Raw genomic sequence first — 20,400 nt, 5'->3', positions numbered from 1 at the left:
AGGCCCGAAAGGTTATGTCACGCGCCGTTGAGCGGATCGAAGTCGAAACGCCAGCGGAAGTTGACCGGATCAGGGAACGTGCCCTGCACCTTGCCGAGGCCCTGGATCACCGTGGACAGACCGTTCGCGTGGCCGACGGCGTACAAGTAGCCGGACTGAGTGTCCTTGTCGATCCCGAGCAACAAGGTGCCGTACACCCCACACTTCACCGCGAGCAGGGTCTCGAACACCTGCCAGGTCGAGTTGCGCACCCTCGTCACCGTGAAGTTCGCCGGCACAGCTGTGCTGATACGGATCGTGTAGAGCCCGCCGCCTCGAGTTGTTGCCAGGAAGGTGTCGTAGGTCCGCGTCTTGCTGATCAACGCCATCACCTTGACCGCCTCGAACCCGGCCCCACCGGCGTTCCGACGCCACACGTCGTTGTTGTTCTGCCAACGGACGAGCAGGCCGTCGTTACGCAGCCCGTACTCGTAGGTGCGAACAGGCGGCGCGTGCTCCACCTCGTCGTACTCCGCCTCCTCGACCGCCTTGAAGTCCGTCCACCCGCCGCCGATCCGGGTCAGAAATGGCGGATCCGTCGGCTGACCGCTGAGCACCGAGTAGCCGCTGCGGTACAACGCGCCGCCCTGCACCACCCACCCGACGATGTGCCAGAACGTCCCAAGGTCAGGCTCCGCCACAAACGTGGTGCTGAGCCGCACCTGCCCGGCCGAGTAGATCCCCGTGCCAACTCGCCCGGGAACCACAACCATCGTCGGCGGCGAACCAGCCGAGACCCGCCGATAGGTGTGATCCCCAGCAGCCGTCACCGACCCGATATCCATCGTGCACACAAGGGCCGCGTCCTCCACCACCGCACTCCCAGACGGCACAAACCCCACCGCCCCCAAGACCACCGCAAGCCCGCCACAAACCAAACCCCGCCGAAACATCCCCTACCCCCTTATCTCCCCAACCCCATTCAGCTCCGCGAGACGGGCAACGGCAAGGGTCAGACTCGAAGGTCGGGTTGCGTGCGCGCCAACGATCCCGCTACACCGACCGTGGCCACTCACCGCGTCGGGTCCCAGCAGCTCACGCCCCCGCGTTCCACGGTCGATCGAGTGATCGGGGCGGGCGGGTCCACGGGGCTGTCGATTGAAGCGAGCGATAGCACGCGCAAAGGAGGGCGGGTGGGAGCCGGGGCAAGCGAGCGACGCAGGAGCGAAGCGCGTCGCCGGCGTGGTGTTCTACGGGCGGTTCGGGTTGTCTTTCAGTGGGGGTTGGACGGCAGGGACGTCGCCGGACCAAGTCAGTTCTGAGAGCCACATCGTGCGGCCGGGTGGGTCTACGCCTACGGCGGCTGGGTCCCAGGCGTGGTAGATGAACCAGTCGCGGTTGTCTTTGCGGAGGACCATGTTGTGGCCCGGGCCGGCGGCGTCGTTCGAGCTGGTGAGGATGGGGTCGCCGGACTTGGTGCAGGGGCCGGTGGGGGTGGTGCAGAGGGCGTGGCCGACGGCGTACGTTTCCTTGTCGTAGGCGTTGGCGGAGTAGAAGAGGTGGAACTTTCCGTTGCGTTCCACCAGGTACGGCGCCTCGACCAGGTTGCCCTCCCACTCGAGGTCCTGCTTGATCAGGCGGTGGGTGGGACCGACCAGGGTGAGGCCGTCGGGGGAGAGTTCGGAGACGTAGATCCAGGTGTCGACACCGATCGCGTTGCCGTCGTTCTTCCAGTACAGCCAGCGCTTCCCGGACGAGTCCTGGAACGGCGACGCGTCGATCGACCCACCCTCGGCTTCCTGACAGATCAACGGCTTGGACGATTTGTCGACATATGGACCCGCGGCCGCAGCCGCCACCGCGACACCGATGCACTGCCGACCGGACGCGTCGTCGGACGTCGTGTAGTACATGACGTACCGATCAGCCGCATGTACGGCGACCTCCGGCGCCCACACCTTGCCCGGCGACGTCCACGAGGGCAGCGACGGCAACGCGTCGCCGACCTGTTCCCACGACACCAGGTCGGCCGACTTCAGCGTCTGCACGTTACCGAGCGCACCGTTCGTCGCGAAGGCGAAGTAGCCGTTGTCCACGGCAATCACCTGCGGGTCCGCGAAATTCTGATCGTAGACCGGATTGCTGAAGCCCATGGTCGTTCCCTCCGACGACGCACGGCTGGGGTCGCTGCAGCCACTTAACAACAGGAACAGCAGCAGGAACCCCAGCCGACGTCTCATCTCAATTGCTCTCGTAGAACCGCAGGTATTCGAACGTGGCTACCGGTGGGACTGCGGCGCCGGTGAATTCGCCGTGCGCGTACAGGCCGAGCTGGGCCTTGGCGGGCAGCACCCAGGAGGCGCCCCAGGTCCAGTTCTTGCCGTCCACCGACGTTGCGGCGCGGTACACGTGCTCGCCGGCGGCGTTCTTGTTGTAGGCGAGTCGCATCCACAGCGTCGGTGCCGAGCGGCCGATCGCGGCGGCGCCGTAGTTGGTCGCACCGTCCGACGGCCGAACCACCAGTTCACGACCGAACTCGGTCTGCCGGGTCCGCCAGATCGCGACGTTTCCGAGCCGCGCGAAGTCGCTGTCGTTCAGGTACGCGATCATCCCGGCCTGCTGGTAGTTGCGGATGTCGCCCTCACCGAGGTCCAAGTGCAGCTTGGTCTCCGCGATCCAGCTGTCCGTCGAAGGCGTGGTGAGGAAGAGCAGCCCGGCGGTGTTCCCGCCGCCGACCAGGTCCGCGTTCTGCAACGGCCACGACAACTTGCCGTCAGCAACGACCGCCTTGTCGTCCTGGCGCACCCACGACCACGCCGGGCCCAGGTCACCATCAAAGTTGTCACCCGCGAGCAGCTTCCCCGTCGTAGGTACGTCGGCCAACCGTCGGACCGGAGCAGCAACCGGCCGCACCGTCAGGTTGTCCACCTCAGCCGACCCGAGCCACCGCACCGGCGCGGACGTCACCGAAAGACCGGGTACGGCGAGTTGGGCCTCGGCGTACACGTCACCCAGACCGGCGTCGTTGATCCGGGCCGTCACTGTCGAGCCGGAGACCTGCACGATCAGCTTGTTCCACTGGGTCCGGTCGAAGTCAGCCGGGAGTGTGGCCGACGCAGTTCGGCCGCCGGCCACGATGGTCAACTTGTTGCGCGAGACGGTGGCGATCACCTGGTTGCCGAGCACGGTGGTGAACGAGTCGCTGAGCCGCACGTCGGCCTCGACCCGCAGCGACCCACCAGGAGCCGGCTGCCGCGTCCGCGCCGCACCGGAGATCGAAGCGGTCGGTCCACCGAGCGTGTCACCAGGCTGCCGCGAAGCACCGAGCAGTCCGCCGGCCGGGTCGGTCGAGGAGATGCCCAGACCCGATCCGGTCGTCGGCGCCGGCACCGGTCCCTCGGACGGACCGAGACCGGCCCGGGTCCGCGGCCAGCCGTTGATCCAGTCGATCCGGTCGATCAGCATCGGCCGCCGGTTGATCCCGAACGGGTCGGTCAGCCACGGCGTGCCGCGGTCGATCGCGTGGTAGACGATGTGGTCCTGCCCGGCCGCGTCGGTCATGAACGCGTGGTGGCCGGGGCCGATCCACTTGTTGCCGTTCTGCGTGATGACCGTCGTACCACCGACCCGGGACTCGTTCAGCGAGGCGCCGTCGGCGTCCAGGAACGGTCCGCGGGGCGAGCGGGATCGGCCGGCGAAGACCGAGTAGCCGGTGGTCGGGCCGGCGCAGCAGTTCATCGACGAGCCCATCAGGTAGTACCAGCCGTCGCGGTAGACGGCGTACGCACCTTCGTAGCGGTCGCCGATCGTCACCTGGGTGGGTTCGCCGACCGCGTGCAGACCGTCGGCGGTCACTTCGGTGACGGAGATGCCGCCGTAGAACCCGCCGTAGAACAGGTACCGCTTGCCGTCGGCGGCGGTGAGCAGGGCCGGATCGATGGTGCCGAAGTAGCCGCCGTTGCCGTCCGGCTTGGGGGTGACGACCGGGCCGTCGGTGGCAGTCCACGGTCCCGCCGGGGTCGGGGCGGTGGCCACGCCGATCGCGGGATCGCCACCGGGGTTGGCCGCGGTGTCGGTGACGGTGAAGTACATGACGTACTTGCCGTCGAAGTAGCGGATGTCGGGCGCCCAGAAGAACGACCCGGGTGCCGCCCAGGCTGGCTTGGTCTGGTCGTTGAAGACGGTGCCGAGGTACTCCCAGGAACTGAAGTCCTTGGTCCGGGCCATGTGCATCAGGCCGAACGGGCCGTTCGCGACCAGCGGGTCGGAGGTGGCGTACGCGTACCAGTAGCCGTCCCGGCCCTGGATGATCGACGGGTCGGCGAAGGTGTCGGCGAAGCTCGACGAGATGGCGTTGGTCGTGGTCGGACCAGGTGGTGCCGCGGTGGCGGCCGACGTACCGGCAGCCACCGCGGCCACAGCAAGCGCTGCGGCGATCAGTTTGGAAGGCACAGGCGGGTCCCCTCTCAGATGGATGTCAACCTTTGATGCCGCTGCGCGCGACACCTTCGATCACGTACCGCTGGACGAACACGTAGAGGATCAGCACCGGTACGGCGGCCACGGTCGCGCCGGCCATGATCACCGGGTAGTCCGTGGTGTAGGCGCCCTGCAGCAGGGTCAGGCCGGCCGGCAGGGTCAGTCGTTCCGGGCTGAAGAGCACGAAGAGCGGCCAGATGAAGTCGTTCCAGTTCGTCAGGAACGACAGCACGGTCAGGGTGGCGAGCGCCGGTTTGGCGTTCGGCAGGATGATCCGGGTGAAGATGGTCCAGGAGTTCGCGCCGTCGATCAGCGCGACCTCTTCGAGTTCCTTCGGGATGGCCAGGAAGAACTGCCGCATGAAGAAGACGCCGAACGCGCCCGCGGCGCCGGGGACGATGAGTGCGGCCAACGTGTCCAGCCAGCCCAGGTTGTCCATCAGCAGGTAGTTCGGCATCAGGAAGACGAACCCGGGCACGAACAGCGTCAGCAGGATCACGCTGAAGATCGCGTTCTTGAACCGGAAGTTCATCCGGGCCAGGGCGTAGCCGGCCATCGACGCGACCACCACGACCACCAACGCGTGCAGGGCGGCCGCGGCGAAGCTGTTCAGTGCCCAGCGCAGCACCGGGTTCTGACCACCGGTGGTGAGGATCTCGCCGTACGCCCGGGTGGTCGGGTCCTGCGGGAGCAGCGTCGGCGGATCGGACTGCGACTCACCGATGGTCTTGAACGAGGTGATCACCATCCACAGCAGCGGAAGGATGACCAGCACGGTCAGCAGGACCACCAGGATCCAAAACGCGGCTGACGGTCGGCGCCTCATGACTTGCGCTCCCTGAGCAGGATGAAATTGAGCACCGAGATGATCGCCAGGCACAACGCGAGCAGGTAGCTCATCGCGGTGGCCTGCCCCATCCGGAACTGACTGAACCCGGTGTCGGTGATCACCATCAGCGCGGTCGCGGTCGTGTCACCGGGACCGCCCTGGGTGATGAGCACCGACTGGCCGAACATGTTGGCACTGGCCAGCACGGTGATCGTGACGATGAAGACGGTGACCGGGCGCAGTCCTGGCAGGGTGACGTTGCGGAACTGCTGCCAGGTGTTCGCCCCGTCCAGCTCGGCCGCCTCGTACTGCTCGGCCGGGATGTCCTGCAGTCCGGCCAGGAAGATGATGGCGTTGAAGCCGGCCGTCCACCACACGGTCACCGCGACCAGGGCGATGAACGCGTACGGCTGGTCGTTCGTCCACCCGATGTCGGGGATGCCGAACAACCCGAGGAAAGCGTTCAGCAGACCGAAGCTGGTGTCCAGGATGTAGCGGAACATCAGGCCGATCACGGCGACACCGAGGACGAACGGCGCGAAGTACACGGCCCGGAAGAACGTCCGGCCCGGGAACTTCCGGTTCAGCAGTACGGCGAGGGCCAGCGGGAGACCCACCAGGAACGGCACCGACGCAACCGTGAAGATCCCGGTCGCCCGCATGCCGTGCCAGAACGGCTCGGCCGTCGCCGACACCGGGTCGAACAGGTCCTTGTAGTTCTGCAGACCGACGAACGGCTTCCCGGGCAGCTGGAAGTCCCAGTCGTGCAGGCTCATCCAGAATCCGAAGATGGCCGGCCCGATGACGAACAGCAGGAAGAGCGTGAGATACGGCGCGAGGAACAGGTACGGCGTGGCCCGGCCGTGCCCACGCACCCCGGTCGATGCGCGGGTGCGACGTCTGCGGATCGCACCCGCGTCGGCCTGAACGGCCACGACTACGCGCCGTACTTCTTGCGGTTGGCCTCCAGGATCTTGTCCGCCCGCGCGGCGGCATCCGAGAGGGCCTTGGCCGGCTCGGCCTTCAGCAGCACGGCCTCGTTGACGGCCTTGTTCAGCTCGTTCAGCGCGTCACCGATCCCCGGTACCGCAGGCGGGAAGTGCAGGTCGTCGATCTGGGTCGCCAGCGCTGCCTGCTCCGGCAGCGCCTTGAACTCGGCCGACTCGCGCACCTGCTTGCGAGCGGGCACCTGGCCGCCCTTGGCCCACTCCAGCGACTTCTGGCTGATGTAGTTCACGAACACCCGCGCCGCCGTGGACTTGTTCTGATCCGGTGTCTTCAGCTTGGGCAGTACGAACTGGTGCGACCCGGCCCAGGCGGCCTTCTTGTCACCGATGGTGGGCAGCGGGGCGACACCCCACTCCAGGCCCTTCTTCTCCTTGAACGTGTTGATGTTCCAGATGCCGTTCCAGACGAAGGCGTTCTTGCCGTTCATCACGGCGATGTTGTCCGCGTCCTGGCCGACGTTCTTCGGGCTGTGCCCGTTCTTCACCAGGTCGACGAACCAGCTGAGGCCCTTGACGCCGCCCTCCTCGTGCCAGATCGCCTTGGACGAGTCGTCGTTGAACAGGTCTCCGCCGAACTGCCAGAGCAGCGCCTGCACGGTGAGGACACCGGTGAACGGGAACGGCGTGGCCCAGTGGCCCTGGATGCCCTTGCCCTTCAGTGCGTCGAGGGCCGCGGCGTACTCGTCCGCGTTCGTCGGCGGTTTGGCCGGGTCCAGGCCGGCCTGGCTCATCACCGTCTTGTTGTAGAAGAAGCCCAGCGGGTGGACGTCCAGCGGGATGCCGTACCGCTTGCCGTTGAACTCCCCGGCCTTCCAGACGACCTCGGAGAAGTCTTCCTGCTTGAGCTCGAGTGACTTGGCCACGTCGTCCAGCGGCTCGATCACGTTGCGTGCGGCGTTGGTCGCGAGCGAGTCCACGTGCATGATCGCGACCGCGGGACCACGGCCACTGCTCACCGCGGTGGGCAGTTTGGTGTAGTAGTCCGCCCACTGCATCACGGTCATCTTGACCTTGATGTTGGCGTTCTCGGCGTTGAACTGGTCGACCAGCTTGCGCATGAACGGGCCGTCACCGCCGGTGAAGCCGTTCCAGAAGTCGAGTTCGACGTTCGGGCCGTCGTACCCCTTGGCGCCGCCGTCGCCGGTCGCGGGACCGGCACCGGCCTTGCCGGCTGATCCTTCGCCGCAACCGGCGAGGATGCCGGCGGCACCGGCTGCGCCGATACCGCCGATGACGAGGCGTCGGCTGATGGTGTTCACGATGTTCCTCCAGGGGAGAGGGCCCTCTTACAGGGACAGGCGCAGTAGGTGCCATGAGGCGGGGGGCAACGTGGTGGTGCAGATGCCGTCGACGGTTTCGGTGCCGTCGACCGCACGGGGCACCACCCGGTCCGGGTCGTCGGCGGTGTTCGCCGCGGCCCGGTCGTCGTCATAGAGAGCCAGGTGCTCGATCACCCGGTACCCAGGGGCCAACGGGACCTCCAGGTCGACCTTGTCGTACTCGCTCCGGTTCACCACGAAGATCACGAGGTCACCGGTGCTTTCGTCGTACGTCGCGGTGCTCCACAGCGCCGGGATGCGGCCGAACGCGGTGGTGTCGATGTCGGGTCCGCCGCTGACCGCGGTCCGCAGGACCGTGGGTCCGGCGTACCGAGCGGTCAGGGCGAACGGATGGAAGATGGTCTGCCGCCAGGCGCGGCCGTCCGGTTCGGTGCGGATCGGGCCGATCACGTTGACCAGTTGCGCGAGGCAAGCGATCTTCACCCGGTCGGCGTGCCGGAGCAGGGTGATCAGCAGGCTGCCGACCACCACCGCGTCGTCGACGGTGTAGGTGTCCTCGATCAGCGGGCCGACCTCACGGATGTCGAGGCCGAGCTCGCCGGGGAAGTTCTGCTGGTACCAGACGTTCCACTCGTCGAACGACAAGGTCATCTCCTTGTCGCTGCGCTTGAGCGCCTTCACGTGGTCGGCGGTCGCGACGACGGAGCTGATGAACCGGTCCATCTCCTCGGACGCGGCCAGGAAGCTGGCCTGGTCGCCGTCCTTGGGTTCGTAGTACGCGTGCAGGCTGATGTGGTCGACCAGGTCGTAGGTGCGCTCCAGGACGACGCGCTCCCACTCGCCGAAGGTCGGCATCCCGGCGTTGCTCGAACCGCAGGCGACCAGCTCGAGACCGGGGTCGACCCGGCGCATCGCGTTCGCGGTCTCCTCGGCGAGGCGGGCGTACTCCTCGGCCGTCTTGTGGCCGATCTGCCAGGGTCCGTCCATCTCGTTGCCGAGGCACCACACCCTGATGTCGTGCGGCTCCGGGGTGCCGTTGGCGACCCGGCGGTCGGGTAGCTCGGTGCCTGCCGGGAGGTTGCAGTACTCCAGCAGCTCGACGGCTTCCTTGATCCCGCGGGTGCCGAGGTTCACCGCCCAGATCGGCTCGACGTCCGCCTTGTGCGACCAGGCCATGAACTCGTCGGTGCCGAACTGGTTCGGCTCGATCGCCCGCCAGGCCAGGTCGAGGCGGCGCGGCCGCTGCTCCTTCGGCCCGACGCCGTCCTCCCAGTCGTAGTTGGAGACGAAGTTGCCGCCGGGGTAGCGGATCGTGGTGACCCCGAGCTCGCGGACCAGCTCCAGCACGTCCTGGCGGAAGCCGTCCGGATCCGCCGTCGCGTGCCCGGGTTGGTAGATGCCGGTGTAGACGCAGCGTCCCATGTGCTCGACGAACGAGCCGAACAGCCGCCGATCGAGCGCCCCGACGACGAACGCCGGATCCACCACAAGTCGCGCCACAAAGCCTCCCGGCAGTCTTTACATCGTTTAACCTGGATTTCTACAACGATTGACATCACCTGTAAAGGGCTCAGCCACCGCACACTGGGGGACATGCCGAGAATCCAGTCCGTCGTGATCCACTGTCACGACCCGTACCTGCTCGCGCCGTTCTGGAGCCTGGCCACCGGCCTGCCCGTGCACCCGGACGACGTCAAGGCGCTGGCCTCGCACTCCCTGGAGGAGGACGAGTCCGTCCTGCTCGGGGCGCGTGACGGGTTCCACGTCTGGATCACGCCGGCCGCCGAGCTCAAGCCGGTGGGCCGGATCCATCTCGACGTCACCGGCGAGGGCGACGACCTCGCGTCGCTGCTCAAGGCCGGTGCGTCCGTCGTCCGGGAGTTGCCGCACTGGACCGTGCTGTCCGATCCGGAAGGCAACGAGTTCTGTTTCGTCCCAACCGTGGCACACTCAGGAAACGTTGGGTGAGACGGAGGTACGGATGACGACCAGGCTGAGTGATGTGGCGGCGCGCGCCGGTGTGTCGGTGAAGACGGTGTCGAACGTCATCAACGACTACCCACACATCACCTCGCAGACCCGGGCGAAGGTCGAGGCCGCGATCGCGGCGCTGGACTACCGGCCGAACGTGAGCGCCCGTTCGCTGCGCAAGGGCCGGTCGGATTTCATCGCACTCGCCATCCCGGAGATGGCCTCGCCGTACTTCGCCGAGCTCGGCGCGGCGATCAGCCGGGCCGCGAAGAAGCGTGGCATCACCGTCCTGATCGACCAGACCGAGGGTGAGTCCGCGGCCGAGAAACTGGTCCTGGACGGGATGCGGGGGCAACTGATCGACGGCATCATCTTCTCGCCGATCACCACCGCACCGACGAAGATCGGCACCGCCGGTACCGCGAAACCCCTGCTCCTGCTGGGCGAACGGCCCGCCGGAGGCACCTTCGACCATGTCGCGGTCGACTCGGTCAAGGCGTCCTTCGACGCGACCACTCACCTGATCTCGATCGGCCGGCGCCGGATCGCCGCCATCGGTGTCGGCGGTGGCGCGGGCACTGGCGCCGTACGACGGAAGGGATATCGGAAGGCGCTCAAGGCGGCCGGTCTGCCGCATGATCCCGCGTTGGAGCTCGCGGGCACCGGGTACCACCGACCGGACGGCGCGGCCTCGATGCGGGAGTTGCTGGCCTTGCCCGAGCCGCCGGATGCCGTGTTCTGCTTCAACGATCTGCTCGCGCTGGGTGCGTTGCGTACCTTGGCCGATGCCGGGTTGTCGGTGCCGGACGACGTGGCGGTGGTCGGGTTCGACGACATCGAGGACGGTCGCTACCACTCGCCGTCGCTGACCACGATCTCACCCGACAAGGAGTGGCTGGCCGAGAACGCGGTCGGCCTGTTGCTCGAGCGCATCGCGGGGAACGCCGAGGCCGCTCGTCGCGACCTCAGCGTCCCGTACACGTTGGAGATCCGGGAGTCGACGGCCGGCTAGAAGGCTGCCTTACAGCCGACCAGGTCCGCGGTCACACTCCCTCCGCGGGCAACTGTGATCGCTCGTGATTCCAGCACTTGACCGTCCGGACGCTCACACGTCAGCATCCACGACTCCGTCCCGCCTGCCTGGACGACGATCGGCCGGGTCGACGGGTTCGTGTGCCAGGTGTACGTGCCACCTGATGGCACCACCATCGTGGTCTCGAGGACATCGGGCAGCTGTGTCCCGTTCCAGGTCTTGGTGGTGAAGGACTTCTTCAACCGCAGTACGGCGCCGGCCGGGCCGGACCCGGTGATGACCGAGTGCCGGGCCGGGTTGATCGTGCTCTCGGCCGCGAGCAGGTACGCCGCTCGGTTGCCCTTACCCGCCGTACTGCCGGAACCGTAGTAGTAGTTCACCACGTTCGAGAACGCCGGGTGGAAGCTGTTCGCCCCGTGCTCAAAGGTGAAACCGAGTCCACCGGTCGCGTAGTACGACCAGTCCTCGGTGACGCCGGTGGTGTCGTAGAGCTGGTAGCTGTACTGGCTGCGGTACCCGTTCTGCGCGGCCATCTGGTCGCCGAGTGCCTTGTAGATCGTCTCGTCCGGCGTCTTCGGCGCACCGGCGTACCCCGGCTCACGCAGGACCAGGTTCGAGTAGGTGTGGTTGGTGATCAGAGTGGTCACCTGGTGCTGCGACACGAGCGCCTGGATGTTGCGCGACTCGGGCTCGCTGAACGCGCTCGCACCCCGATAGGTCTCCGAGGTCAGGCTGCTCGACGCACCGGGACCCCAGAAACCGGAGTAGTTCCGGTTCAGGTCGACACCGCGGGACTGGTTCGACGACTGCGCACATTGACCGCTGGTCGGCAGCTGTCCGTTGACGATCCGGCAGTTCTTCCGCTTCAACTCGTACCCGAGCGTCCGGCTCAGCGTGAAGCCGTCCGGGTTCACCACCGGTACGACGACGACGCGAGACTTGTCCAGGATGCTCGTGATCCGGCTGTCGACGCCGTCGTTCTTCAACAGGTCGTAGGCGAACTCGATGGTCAGCTCACCCGACGGCCACTCCCGCGCGTGATGCAGTCCGATCATCAGGAACACCGGCTTACCGTCGCTGGTGCTGACGTTCCGGCTGATCTCGAGGCCGCGGATCGTCCGGTTCTCCAGCGAGCTCTCCTTCAGCGTGAACAGCTTCGCCTTGGTCGGATACTGCTGGGCGAGACTGGCCAGATCGTTGTTGTAGTCGGCCAACTGCCGGTACGCCGTACGTCCACTGGGCAACGTGGCGGCGACCTTCTTGGCCGCGACGGCCCGGGCATACTCGGCGTCGGCCTTCTCCCGCTCGCGGTCGGCGCCGACCAGGTCGCCCTCGATCACCGACCAGCTGAACCCGGCCAGTCGCAGCAACCGGAGGTCACTGTTGCCATAGGCAACCAGATCGGTATAGCCGGGCCCGGACGACTCGGCCAGATCGAGATCGAGGGTGGCCAGCCGTTTCCGGTCGGCCTGGGTCGCGGTGTCGACCCGGAGCAACTGGATCAGCTCGCCGGACTCGGCGGCAACTGCCTTCCGGTCCGGCGGCGCCGAGGCCTGCACCTGGTTGACGGCACCGACGGCGAGGACAGCCGCCAGGGCCAGGGGGATGATGCGAGTCCATCGGTTGGGGCGGAACACGATGACCTCCAGTAGTTGAGTTGTCGCATGCGGTAACTGGAGGGTAGGGCTCAGCCCCGGTCCGGGGAAGCAGTCGGGCGATCAGCGAGGGACAACCTTCGTGCTCAGCGATCCGGGAAGCCGGCCAGCTGCTTGGCCAGCCCGGCCTGCGTCTTCCGCAGCTTGCCGGCCAGTCCGAGTACAGCGTTGCGCAGCGGCCGGACCGGTCGTGGCACATTGGCCAGGCGGGTCAGCCGGTGCGCGAGTCCGACGACCCGGATGGCCTCGGCGCGACTGTTGGTCGAGTAGGCGTCGAGATCCGACTCGTTGCCCTGGCTCAGCGCAGTGGACAGCGCGTCGGCGAGAGTGATCGCGTCGCGGAGACCCAGGTTCATCCCCTGACCGCCGGCCGGGCTGTGGGTGTGCGCGGCGTCGCCCGCGAGCAGCACCCGGCCGTCGCGATAGGTGTCCGCGACCCGTTCGTGGATCCGGAACCGCGAACCCCAGATCACCTCGGTCACCTTCGGCGAGTTCTTCTTCGGCCCGCGTGCCGTGAGCAACCGCTGGGCGTACTCGGCATCCGGATGCTCGGGCGCCTCGTCCACGGACGCGACCAGGCGGAACGATCCGTCCGGCAGCGGCGCGATCACCAGGAGACCCGCGGTCGCGAACGACAGCGAGACCTCCTCGGCCGGCAACCCTTCGACCCGGACGTCCACCAGGCTGAACGACAGCTGCAACGTGTTGCCCGGCATCTTCAGCCCGGCGAGCTCGCGGATCGTGCTGTTCATGCCGTCGGCGGCCACGACGTACTGCGCCTTGATCACGTCACCGCTGTCCAGCGTCACCTCGGCACCGGCCGCGGACTGGGTCAGGCCGACAGCGGCGTACGGGCGGAGGACCGTCCCGCCGAGCTCCTCGAGCCGCTCGAGCAGGATCTGCTCGGTCTGCCACTGCGGAATCATCAGCGTGAACGGGTAGTCGGTGGGCAGGTCGCGGAAGCTCACCGGGACGAGCCGGCGGTCGCCGTCGCGGATCGCGAAGTCCTGCAACTCCAGGCCGAGCTCGACCAGGCGCTTGGTGACGCCGATCCGCTCGAGCATCTCCAGGGTCCGGGCGTGGATGACGGAGGCTCGCGAGGTGTTCGACCCCTCGGCCTGCCGGTCGACCACCACCACCGAGTGCCCGTGCAGCCGCAGCCCGGCCGCCACCGCGAGCCCGACCGGACCCGCACCCACCACTACGACATCTGCCTGCTTCGGAGTCATCGTCGCTCCCTCTCTCCGATTTATCAACGCTTGTTGACTTTTACTGTAGGCAGGCCGATTGCAAAAGTCAACAAGTGTTGGCATATGCTCGGGGCATGACGGAACGGAAGTCCGATCGGACCCGGGCGGCGATCCTCGCGGCGGCCCGGGAGCGGTTCGGCGCGGACGGATACGAGCGGGCCACGATCCGGGCGATCGCGGCGGACGCGGCGATCGACCCGGCGATGGTGATGCGGTACTACGGCAACAAGGAGAAGCTGTTCGCCGCTGCCGCCGAGTTCGATCTCCGGTTGCCCGACCTCAGCGGCGTACCGCGGGAAGAGTTGGGGGAGGCGCTGATCGGGCACTTCCTGACCCGGTGGGAGGGGGACGACACGCTCCGGGCGCTGCTGCGCGCGGCGGTCACCAACGAGGCTGCGGCCGACCGGATGCGGCAGTTGTTCGTGTCACAGCTCGCACCGACGCTGCGCGAGCTTGCGGTCGACGCACCGGCGGTCCGGGCCGGTCTGGTCGCCAGTCAGGCGCTCGGGCTCGCGTTGTGCCGCTACATCCTCGAGATCGGACCGGTCGCGACGCTGTCGCACGACGATGTCGTCGCCTGGCTCGGCCCGACGCTGACCCGGTATCTCACCGCGCCGCTCCCTTGATCCCAGGTCAGGCTGTGACCCAGGAACGCACGGCCGGCAGCGTCTCCTCCAGCGGCGGGAGGTGCGGGTGCCACTTGAGCTCCCACTCGAGGGACAGCGGGTAGTCGGTGCCCTCGAGCGTTTCGAGCAGGTCCTGGATCGGGAAGTCGCCGGTGCCGACGGCGACCGGGCGGTACTTCTGCCGGGAGTCGGTCTCCTTGATCTGGACGAACTCGAGCCAGGGCTTCAGCAGCTCGAAGGCCTCCGCCGGCGTCTCGCCGTGGCTCCAGGTGTGCGCGCTGTCCCAGATGACCTTCGCGCTGTGGCCGGGGACGTCGGTGTCGAGCAACGTGCAGAGCGCGGCCATCTTCCGGCCGGCCGAGTGCGAGTCATGGGTTTCCAACAGGATGTGGACATCCCTGGGGGCAGAGGTGACCCGGTCCAGGGCGCGGATCTCGCCGGCTGTCGGGCCGTCCGTCGTACCTGGGTCGGTGGCTGTCCCTGCGTCAGGGTCGCCGGGGAAGACGCGGACGCCGCGGGCACCGAGGTCGGCGGCGAGTTCGAGGTGGGCCTCGAGCGGTTGCTCCTCGACGGCGCAGAGCTTGACGTAGCTGCTGACCGCGAGGATCTCCAGGCCGGCGTCCTCGATCCGGGTCCGCAGCTCACGCCGCTGCGCCGCGGTCAGTCCGGTGTTGGTGAACTCCTCGTCCGCGGCCCGCAACTCCAGGCCGGAGATATCGTTGCCTTTGGCAAGTTCCAGGACATGGTCGAGAGACGCTCCGGGGCAGCCGAGCGTCGAAAAGGCGAAGGTCATAACGCCTATTCGATCAGACCCAGCGGCGGCGCGGGTGCGTACGCGGTGTGGTGCTGGTCTGGTCGTCCTGCTCCGGAGCCTGCTGCTCGTAGCTGTACGGCGACTGCTGCTGGTACTCCGGCTGCTGCTGCTCTTCCGGCGCGTAGTAGCTGTTGCTGCTGTAGTCGGAGGAGGGGGAGCTGTAGGACTCGGTCGCGTAGTTCGGGCTGTAGCTCTCGTACGTCGGCTCGACGCTGTTGTACTCCGACCCGCTGTAGGAGGTCGGGCTGTACGAGTCGTACGACGTCGAGTCGTAGCTGTACTCCGAGGAGGTCGAGCTGCTGCCGTAGCTGTAGTCCGTGGACTCGTAGCTGGTGGCGCTCGAGTAGTCCGACTGTCCGTACGACGTGTACTCCGGGCTGGAGTCGTACGACGGCTGGTAGCTCGAGGACGAGTCGTCGTACGAGCTGTAGGTCGGCTCCGGCGAGTAGCTGTTGTCGGAGTACGACGGCTCCGGGCCGTACGTCGGGACCGTCGGCAGCGGCTTGGACGGGGTCAGGAAGTCGTCCTGCTGGGAGATGACGGGCGCCGGCTCGTAGTAGCCGGACGAACCCGACACCGGCGACGACGGCATCGTGTGCTCGGACGGCGCGTGCACCGTGTGCTCCGACGGCGCGTACACAGTGTGGTCCGACGGGGCCTGGACGGAATGCGGGGAGACCGCGGACTGGATCGCCGAGGGGCTGTCCACCGCGACCCGAGCGGCCCGGCGGCCAGCGCGCGCAACGGGCGCGGGCTCAGGCTCGGGTGCGGGTGCTGGTTCGACCTCCGCCGGGGCGGACGTCGAGGTCAGGTAGTCGGAGGTCTCGTACGAGTAGGACTCGGAGTAGCTGCTCGCCCAGGACGGCGCCTCGGCGACCGGCTGAGGCGGCTGGTAGGAGGCGGCCGGCTCCTCCGGCAGGTAGGACGCGGCCGGCTGGGACGGCTGGTAGTACGGCTCCGGCTCGACGACGGTCAGCGGCGGGGTCTGGTCCAGCCAGCTGCTCGACGGGGCCTGGGTCGACAGTAGGTCGTCGTTCCCGGTGTTGAGGTAGTCGCTCCAGCTCGTCTTCTCGTAGCTGGTGCTCTCCTCGACCGGCTGCTTCTCTTCCTGCCACGAGGTGACAGCGTCGAACTGCTCGGTCGCGGGGCCGTTGTCCTTGTCGTCCTGCCAGCTCTCCACGACCGGAGCGAACGGGCTCCACTTCGGCGGCTCCTCGACGGGGCTGTCACCACCGAAAGCGGCGGGTGCGCCAGGGAAGCCGGCGGGTGCGCCACCGAAGCCGGCGGGTGCACCGCCGAACGCGGCGGGCGCCTGGCCGGCACCGAACGGGCTGCCGCCGCTGGGGAATCCGCCCGCGGCCGCGCCGTCACCCGGGAAGCCGGGACCGGCGGCCGGGGCAGGAGCGAACGGGCTCGGAGCCGGGCCGCCACCGGCCATCTGCAGCTCCGGCTGCCGCTCGAGCTGCCGCACGGGCGCCGCGATCGGCTCGCTGATCGCGACCTGCTCGTCGGTGTCGTCGTTGGCGTAGGAGGGAACCTGCTGGACGTCGTACGACGGAACCGCGGTGAGCTTCGGCCCGCGCTGGTCCCACCACGGGACCCACTCGCGGTTGGTCTGCATCGCGTTGATCTTGCGGATCACCAGCGTCGCCGCGACCGCCGAGGCCGCGGTCAGCAGCAGGGACGCCGTACCGGCGAGGGCGATACCGCGCAGCGACCCGACGGTCGCGTCCATCCACATCAGGAACCGGCGGACCACCACGTCGAACGCGAGAGCGCCGACCCAGGTCACCCACCACACGGAGGTGAGGGTGGGAGTCCTGAATCGGCGCAGGTCGTCGGCGTACACCGGGGTCTTCGGATCGCTCGCCAGCCAGACGTCGTCGACGATCTGCTTCGGGTACCAGAGATTGGGGCCGGGGCAGAACCAGCTGGCCAGCACCCAGCCGTGACTGCGGCGATGGTCGGCCTGGCAGAACACCTCGGAGTTGACCCGGGCCCGCCAGAGCCAGATGACGAAGACGACGGCGGCGGCGACCGAGATGACGACGTTCGGGACCGCGGTGACCTTGGCGATGGCGTCGGCGCGGTTCAGGTCCGCGTCATCGACGTTCGGCATCCCGCCGAGGTAGCTGTTGACGACGGAGTACGTGTTCCAGTCGGACCAGGTGGAGAGCAGATGGGTGAGTGTCGACGCTCCGAGGAGCCCGACGGCGATCTTTCCGACCGTCCCGACCTGCTGGAACTCCTCAGCTGCGTGTGGCTGCCACTCTTCTTCTTCATGGTCTTGGACAGCAGACAATGTTGGCTGCGGGTGGCTCACGTCTCGCGTCCCTCGCGTTGCTGGAACTCCGTCTGTTCGGCGTTTCGGCCAAATCCTGCCCCCGCATGACCGAGCCACATTGATACCACGAAGTAAGTACCCGTGTGGAGCCGGGTCCAGCACGGAGGGTGTCGACTTAACGTGTTCTTTTCGTACGCCCATCACCTCTTGTAACGACCGATTCGACCGTCCGTGACGGGGTGGTTTACCGCGCAGGAGGTTGGAATCCGGTCTCCGACTGCCCCGCCGCCCACCACGGCACCCAGGCCCGCTTCGTCTGCAGCTCGTCGATCCGCTCGATCAGGATCACCGCCAGGACGGCGGCCGCGGTGGTGAACAATGCGGAGATCGTGGACAGTACGACGTTCGTCCGCAGCTGACCCGGCTCGGTCGCGGCGACCAGGATGCCGCGCTGCACCACGTTGCCCGACACCAGACCGGCGACCCAGGTGAGCCACCAGGCCCAGACCAGCCGGGTGCCCGGGATGTCGCGCAGGGTCGGTGTCTGCGGCGGTGTCCGCGGATCGCTGGCGGCGACGATGTCGTCGACGACCTGCTTGGGGTACCAGAGGTTCACCACCGGGCAGATCCAGCTGCCGAGAACCCAGCCGCGGGTGAACCGGTGCTCGCCACGGCAGAACATCTCCGCGTTCCACCGGACCCGCCACAGCCAGACGATGAACACCACCGCGGCCGCGAGCAACGCCAGCGCGGCGACGATGCCGAGCGAACCCGAGATCAGGTCGGCCTCGGCCAGCCGGTCCGGATCCTCGGCGTACTTTCGCACCGTCTGGTACGAGTACCAGTCCGACCAGGCGGTCGCCCAGGTGGTCGCGGTGACGGTCCCGACCAGGATCGATGCGGCCAGGCCCATCCCCCGCTCGGAGCTGAACCAGCGGTCCAGCGGAGGCTGGGTCGGCATGTGTCAGAAATAGCACAACACCGCGTGACGAGGCGAGGACAACAGGTGGTCGGAAAGATTGTGTCGGCCTCGGTTGGTGTCGTGAATCCGCGAGAAAAGTGTCGGTGGCGAGGGCGAGGATTGGCGTATGCGCTGGTCCGTGATCGACTCACCCATCGGTGACTTGTCCCTGGCTGTGGACGACGTCGGCCTGTGCCGGCTGAACTTCGGCCGGGTCGACCAGCACCTGGAGCAGGACCCGCTGCTGACCGAGACCCAGGAGCAGTTGAAGGCCTACTTCGCCGGCGAACTGAAGGAGTTCACCGTCCCGCTGTCGGTCCGCGGCGGCTCCGACTTCGAGCGCGCCGTCTGGGCCCAACTGACCCGGATCCCGTACGGCGAGATGCAGACGTACGGCGAGGTCGCGAAGATCGTCGGGGACGCGGGCGCGGCCCGGGCCGTCGGCGTCGCCTGCAACCGGAACCCGATCGCCGTCGTGGTGCCCTGTCACCGGGTCGTCGGCGCCGGTGGGAAGATGGTCGGCTTCGGCGGTGGCATCCCGCTCAAGCGGCACCTGCTCGAACTCGAGGCGCGGATCACCATCGAGACCCTGTGGACCTGATGCGAAAGGTGTCCCCGCCTGACCGGGGCGGTGGGGTGGGAACTGTGTCGAACACGGCACGCTCTGAAACCTGACGAAGATCTGACACCGGGCGACGCGTGCGAAGGCGCGGTGTGGGCTACTGGAGGGCTAGGGTCGCTAACAGCGATCAGACCGTCACGTTTGAAGCGGACGCTTCATCGAGACGATCGGCCCGCGTACCTCCCTGCCCCCCGGAAGACGCATAGATGAATAAAGTTCGCTCGACCGCACACCTCCACCCCGACCTGAGCGCCCTGATGGACAAGAGCGCCGAGGACTGGTCCGCACCCGAGATCCAGAGTGCCGCCCGCTCGGCCCTGAAACTGCACGCCCCCGACCGCGAGCCGCTGACCTGGATCAAGCGGTTCGGCATCGTGCCCTGGCTGCACCGCAACGACGCCGTCTGCCAGCACTGCGGCGGCACCTATCCATGCATCACGCACCGGTACGCCACGCAGTTGTTGTCGGCCGGCCGCTACACCATCGCCGGCCCGCACCACGACGATGACGACCACGAGGGTCGAGCCCACGAGCCGAACCCGAACTGAACGTCGCACGCGCAAGGCGACGTCGGACAAACGAAGGCCGCGAACCCCACCTGGGGATCGCGGCCTTCGCCGTTGCGGTGGTCAGGTCAGGAGTCGGACGGCTTCGGGCTGCTCGACTTCCGGGGCGTGGTGCTCTTCTTCGCGGCACCGTTCGCGGTCGCGTTCAGGTCGGCGTCGGCCTCGGCCTCGGCGTCGGTGCCGGTGCTGGTGTTGGTGCTGGTGCCGGCGTCCTTGGCGGTGTCGGTCTTCGGTGACTCCGCCTTCGGGGCGTCGGTCTTGCCGTTCGACGAAGCCGGCTCCGGCTTGGTCTCGGGCTTGGTCTCGCTCGGGCGCGACGTCGTACCGGCCGGGGCGGAGCTGTAGTCGCGGCCGCTGGTCGGGGTCGACTGCCAGGCCGGCTCCGGCGGGGTCAGCAGCTTCTTCACGGCCGCCGCGGCCAGGGCACCGAAGCCCAGGAACAGGACGACCTTGCGGAGCCGGTGACTCTTCTTCTGCGGCACGTCGATCTCACCCTTGAGCGCGGCCTTGGTGGCCCTGCTCCGGCGGGAGGTCTCCTCGACGACCGGCTCGGCGGCGGCCGCCAGCGACGCCAGCGCGGCGGTCACCTTCGGCAGCACGTCATCGTTGAACCGCTCGCGCGCCTTCTCGGCCGCGTGCTCGGTGGCCGGGCCGACCTTGGCCAGCGCGTCGTCGATCACCGGTCCGGCCTTCTCGACCGCCACGCCGGCATAGTGCGCGCCGCGCTCGACGGCCTTCTCCGCGTACGGCGACACCTTCTCCCGTGCGGTGCCCACAGCCGGCCCGATCTTCTCCGACGCGGTCTCGGCCAGTGGCCGAACCCGGCCTTTCGCGGTCTCGACCCGGCCCTTGGACTTCGACAAACCCACGGTTCCCTCCTCGGTGCCGCCCGCCTCGGTGGGGCAGCCATCTGGCCCATCGGCGGTATGGACGCTACTGGTACGACTCTGGACAAATCCGGCTTCGTCTGCATCGTACGACGTACCCAGCCGACAAACCCGCTCTCCGGGTCCCGGCCGGTCCGCTTGTATCGATCCATCGCTC

Annotated in this window: 18 protein-coding genes; 5 read left to right on the top strand and 13 right to left on the bottom strand. The window is 67.7% G+C overall.

Going from position 1 to position 20,400, the window contains the following annotated elements:
* Positions 1–17 precede the first annotated feature (17 nt).
* From ACGFIF_RS35835 to ACGFIF_RS35805, 7 genes are all read right to left on the bottom strand, one after another.
* On the bottom strand, positions 18–809 hold the full coding sequence (locus ACGFIF_RS35835; protein ID WP_393160631.1) for a hypothetical protein: 792 nt from the start codon (positions 807–809) through the stop codon (positions 18–20).
* A gap of 420 nt (positions 810–1,229) precedes the next feature.
* Positions 1,230–2,219 (bottom strand): glycoside hydrolase family 43 protein, encoded by a 990-nt coding sequence (locus tag ACGFIF_RS35830; protein WP_393160629.1) that lies wholly within the window; start codon positions 2,217–2,219, stop codon positions 1,230–1,232.
* A gap of 1 nt (position 2,220) precedes the next feature.
* Positions 2,221–4,431, bottom strand: a complete 2,211-nt coding sequence (locus tag ACGFIF_RS35825; RefSeq protein WP_393160627.1) for a family 43 glycosylhydrolase — start codon at positions 4,429–4,431, stop codon at positions 2,221–2,223.
* 25 nt (positions 4,432–4,456) lie between these two features.
* Positions 4,457–5,284, bottom strand: coding sequence for a carbohydrate ABC transporter permease (locus ACGFIF_RS35820; protein WP_393160625.1), 828 nt, complete (start codon positions 5,282–5,284; stop codon positions 4,457–4,459).
* Entirely contained in the window at positions 5,281–6,222 is a 942-nt protein-coding gene (locus tag ACGFIF_RS35815; protein ID WP_393160623.1) for a carbohydrate ABC transporter permease, read from the bottom strand. The genes ACGFIF_RS35820 and ACGFIF_RS35815 overlap by 4 nt, the downstream gene beginning before the upstream one ends.
* A 2-nt stretch (positions 6,223–6,224) precedes the next feature.
* The gene (locus ACGFIF_RS35810) at positions 6,225–7,553 is read right to left on the bottom strand and encodes an ABC transporter substrate-binding protein (protein WP_393160621.1); all 1,329 of its coding nucleotides are present in this window, start codon (positions 7,551–7,553) and stop codon (positions 6,225–6,227) included.
* 27 nt (positions 7,554–7,580) lie between these two features.
* A complete protein-coding gene (locus tag ACGFIF_RS35805; protein ID WP_393160619.1) occupies positions 7,581–9,074 on the bottom strand; it encodes an alpha-N-arabinofuranosidase in 1,494 nt (497 codons plus the stop codon).
* A 93-nt stretch (positions 9,075–9,167) separates the two neighbouring features.
* On the opposite strand from ACGFIF_RS35805, the gene ACGFIF_RS35800 reads away from it, so the two are divergent.
* Positions 9,168–9,542: a VOC family protein gene (locus ACGFIF_RS35800; protein WP_393160617.1), complete on the top strand. Its 375-nt coding sequence runs from the start codon at positions 9,168–9,170 to the stop codon at positions 9,540–9,542.
* A gap of 13 nt (positions 9,543–9,555) precedes the next feature.
* A complete protein-coding gene (locus ACGFIF_RS35795; RefSeq protein WP_393160615.1) occupies positions 9,556–10,557 on the top strand; it encodes a LacI family DNA-binding transcriptional regulator in 1,002 nt (333 codons plus the stop codon).
* On the opposite strand, the gene ACGFIF_RS35790 is transcribed toward ACGFIF_RS35795, so the two are convergent.
* Together ACGFIF_RS35790 and ACGFIF_RS35785 are read right to left on the bottom strand one after the other, a co-directional pair.
* Entirely contained in the window at positions 10,554–12,215 is a 1,662-nt protein-coding gene (locus ACGFIF_RS35790) for a M14 family zinc carboxypeptidase (RefSeq protein WP_393160613.1), read from the bottom strand. The genes ACGFIF_RS35795 and ACGFIF_RS35790 overlap by 4 nt on opposite strands.
* 104 nt (positions 12,216–12,319) lie before the next feature.
* Positions 12,320–13,462 carry an FAD-dependent oxidoreductase gene (locus tag ACGFIF_RS35785; RefSeq protein ID WP_393160611.1) on the bottom strand — a complete coding sequence of 381 codons (1,143 nt, stop codon included), beginning with the start codon at positions 13,460–13,462 and terminating at the stop codon, positions 12,320–12,322.
* A 95-nt stretch (positions 13,463–13,557) separates the two neighbouring features.
* Here ACGFIF_RS35785 and ACGFIF_RS35780 point away from each other — a divergent pair, with 95 nt between their 5' ends.
* A complete protein-coding gene (locus tag ACGFIF_RS35780) occupies positions 13,558–14,109 on the top strand; it encodes a TetR family transcriptional regulator (protein WP_393160609.1) in 552 nt (183 codons plus the stop codon).
* Positions 14,110–14,116: 7 nt separating this feature from the next.
* Here the strand turns inward: ACGFIF_RS35780 and ACGFIF_RS35775 are convergent, their stop codons facing one another.
* The 3 genes from ACGFIF_RS35775 to ACGFIF_RS35765 form a co-directional block, all read right to left on the bottom strand.
* Positions 14,117–14,902 carry a sugar phosphate isomerase/epimerase family protein gene (locus tag ACGFIF_RS35775; protein WP_393160607.1) on the bottom strand — a complete coding sequence of 262 codons (786 nt, stop codon included), beginning with the start codon at positions 14,900–14,902 and terminating at the stop codon, positions 14,117–14,119.
* A 13-nt stretch (positions 14,903–14,915) separates the two neighbouring features.
* Positions 14,916–17,246 (bottom strand): DUF4328 domain-containing protein, encoded by a 2,331-nt coding sequence (locus ACGFIF_RS35770; RefSeq protein WP_393160605.1) that lies wholly within the window; start codon positions 17,244–17,246, stop codon positions 14,916–14,918.
* Between the two features lie 205 nt (positions 17,247–17,451).
* Positions 17,452–18,168: a DUF4328 domain-containing protein gene (locus ACGFIF_RS35765; RefSeq protein WP_393160603.1), complete on the bottom strand. Its 717-nt coding sequence runs from the start codon at positions 18,166–18,168 to the stop codon at positions 17,452–17,454.
* Between the two features lie 127 nt (positions 18,169–18,295).
* Here ACGFIF_RS35765 and ACGFIF_RS35760 point away from each other — a divergent pair, with 127 nt between their 5' ends.
* Positions 18,296–18,769, top strand: coding sequence for a methylated-DNA--[protein]-cysteine S-methyltransferase (locus ACGFIF_RS35760; RefSeq protein ID WP_393160601.1), 474 nt, complete (start codon positions 18,296–18,298; stop codon positions 18,767–18,769).
* Between the two features lie 227 nt (positions 18,770–18,996).
* A complete protein-coding gene (locus ACGFIF_RS35755; RefSeq protein WP_393160599.1) occupies positions 18,997–19,338 on the top strand; it encodes a hypothetical protein in 342 nt (113 codons plus the stop codon).
* Positions 19,339–19,424: 86 nt separating this feature from the next.
* Here the strand turns inward: ACGFIF_RS35755 and ACGFIF_RS35750 are convergent, their stop codons facing one another.
* Positions 19,425–20,225: a hypothetical protein gene (locus ACGFIF_RS35750; RefSeq protein ID WP_393160597.1), complete on the bottom strand. Its 801-nt coding sequence runs from the start codon at positions 20,223–20,225 to the stop codon at positions 19,425–19,427.
* Positions 20,226–20,400: the final 175 nt, after the last annotated feature.

The organism is Kribbella sp. NPDC049174 (assembly GCF_043197365.1).
Classification (GTDB): domain Bacteria; phylum Actinomycetota; class Actinomycetes; order Propionibacteriales; family Kribbellaceae; genus Kribbella.
This window is presented reverse-complemented; position numbering and strand designations above follow the sequence as displayed.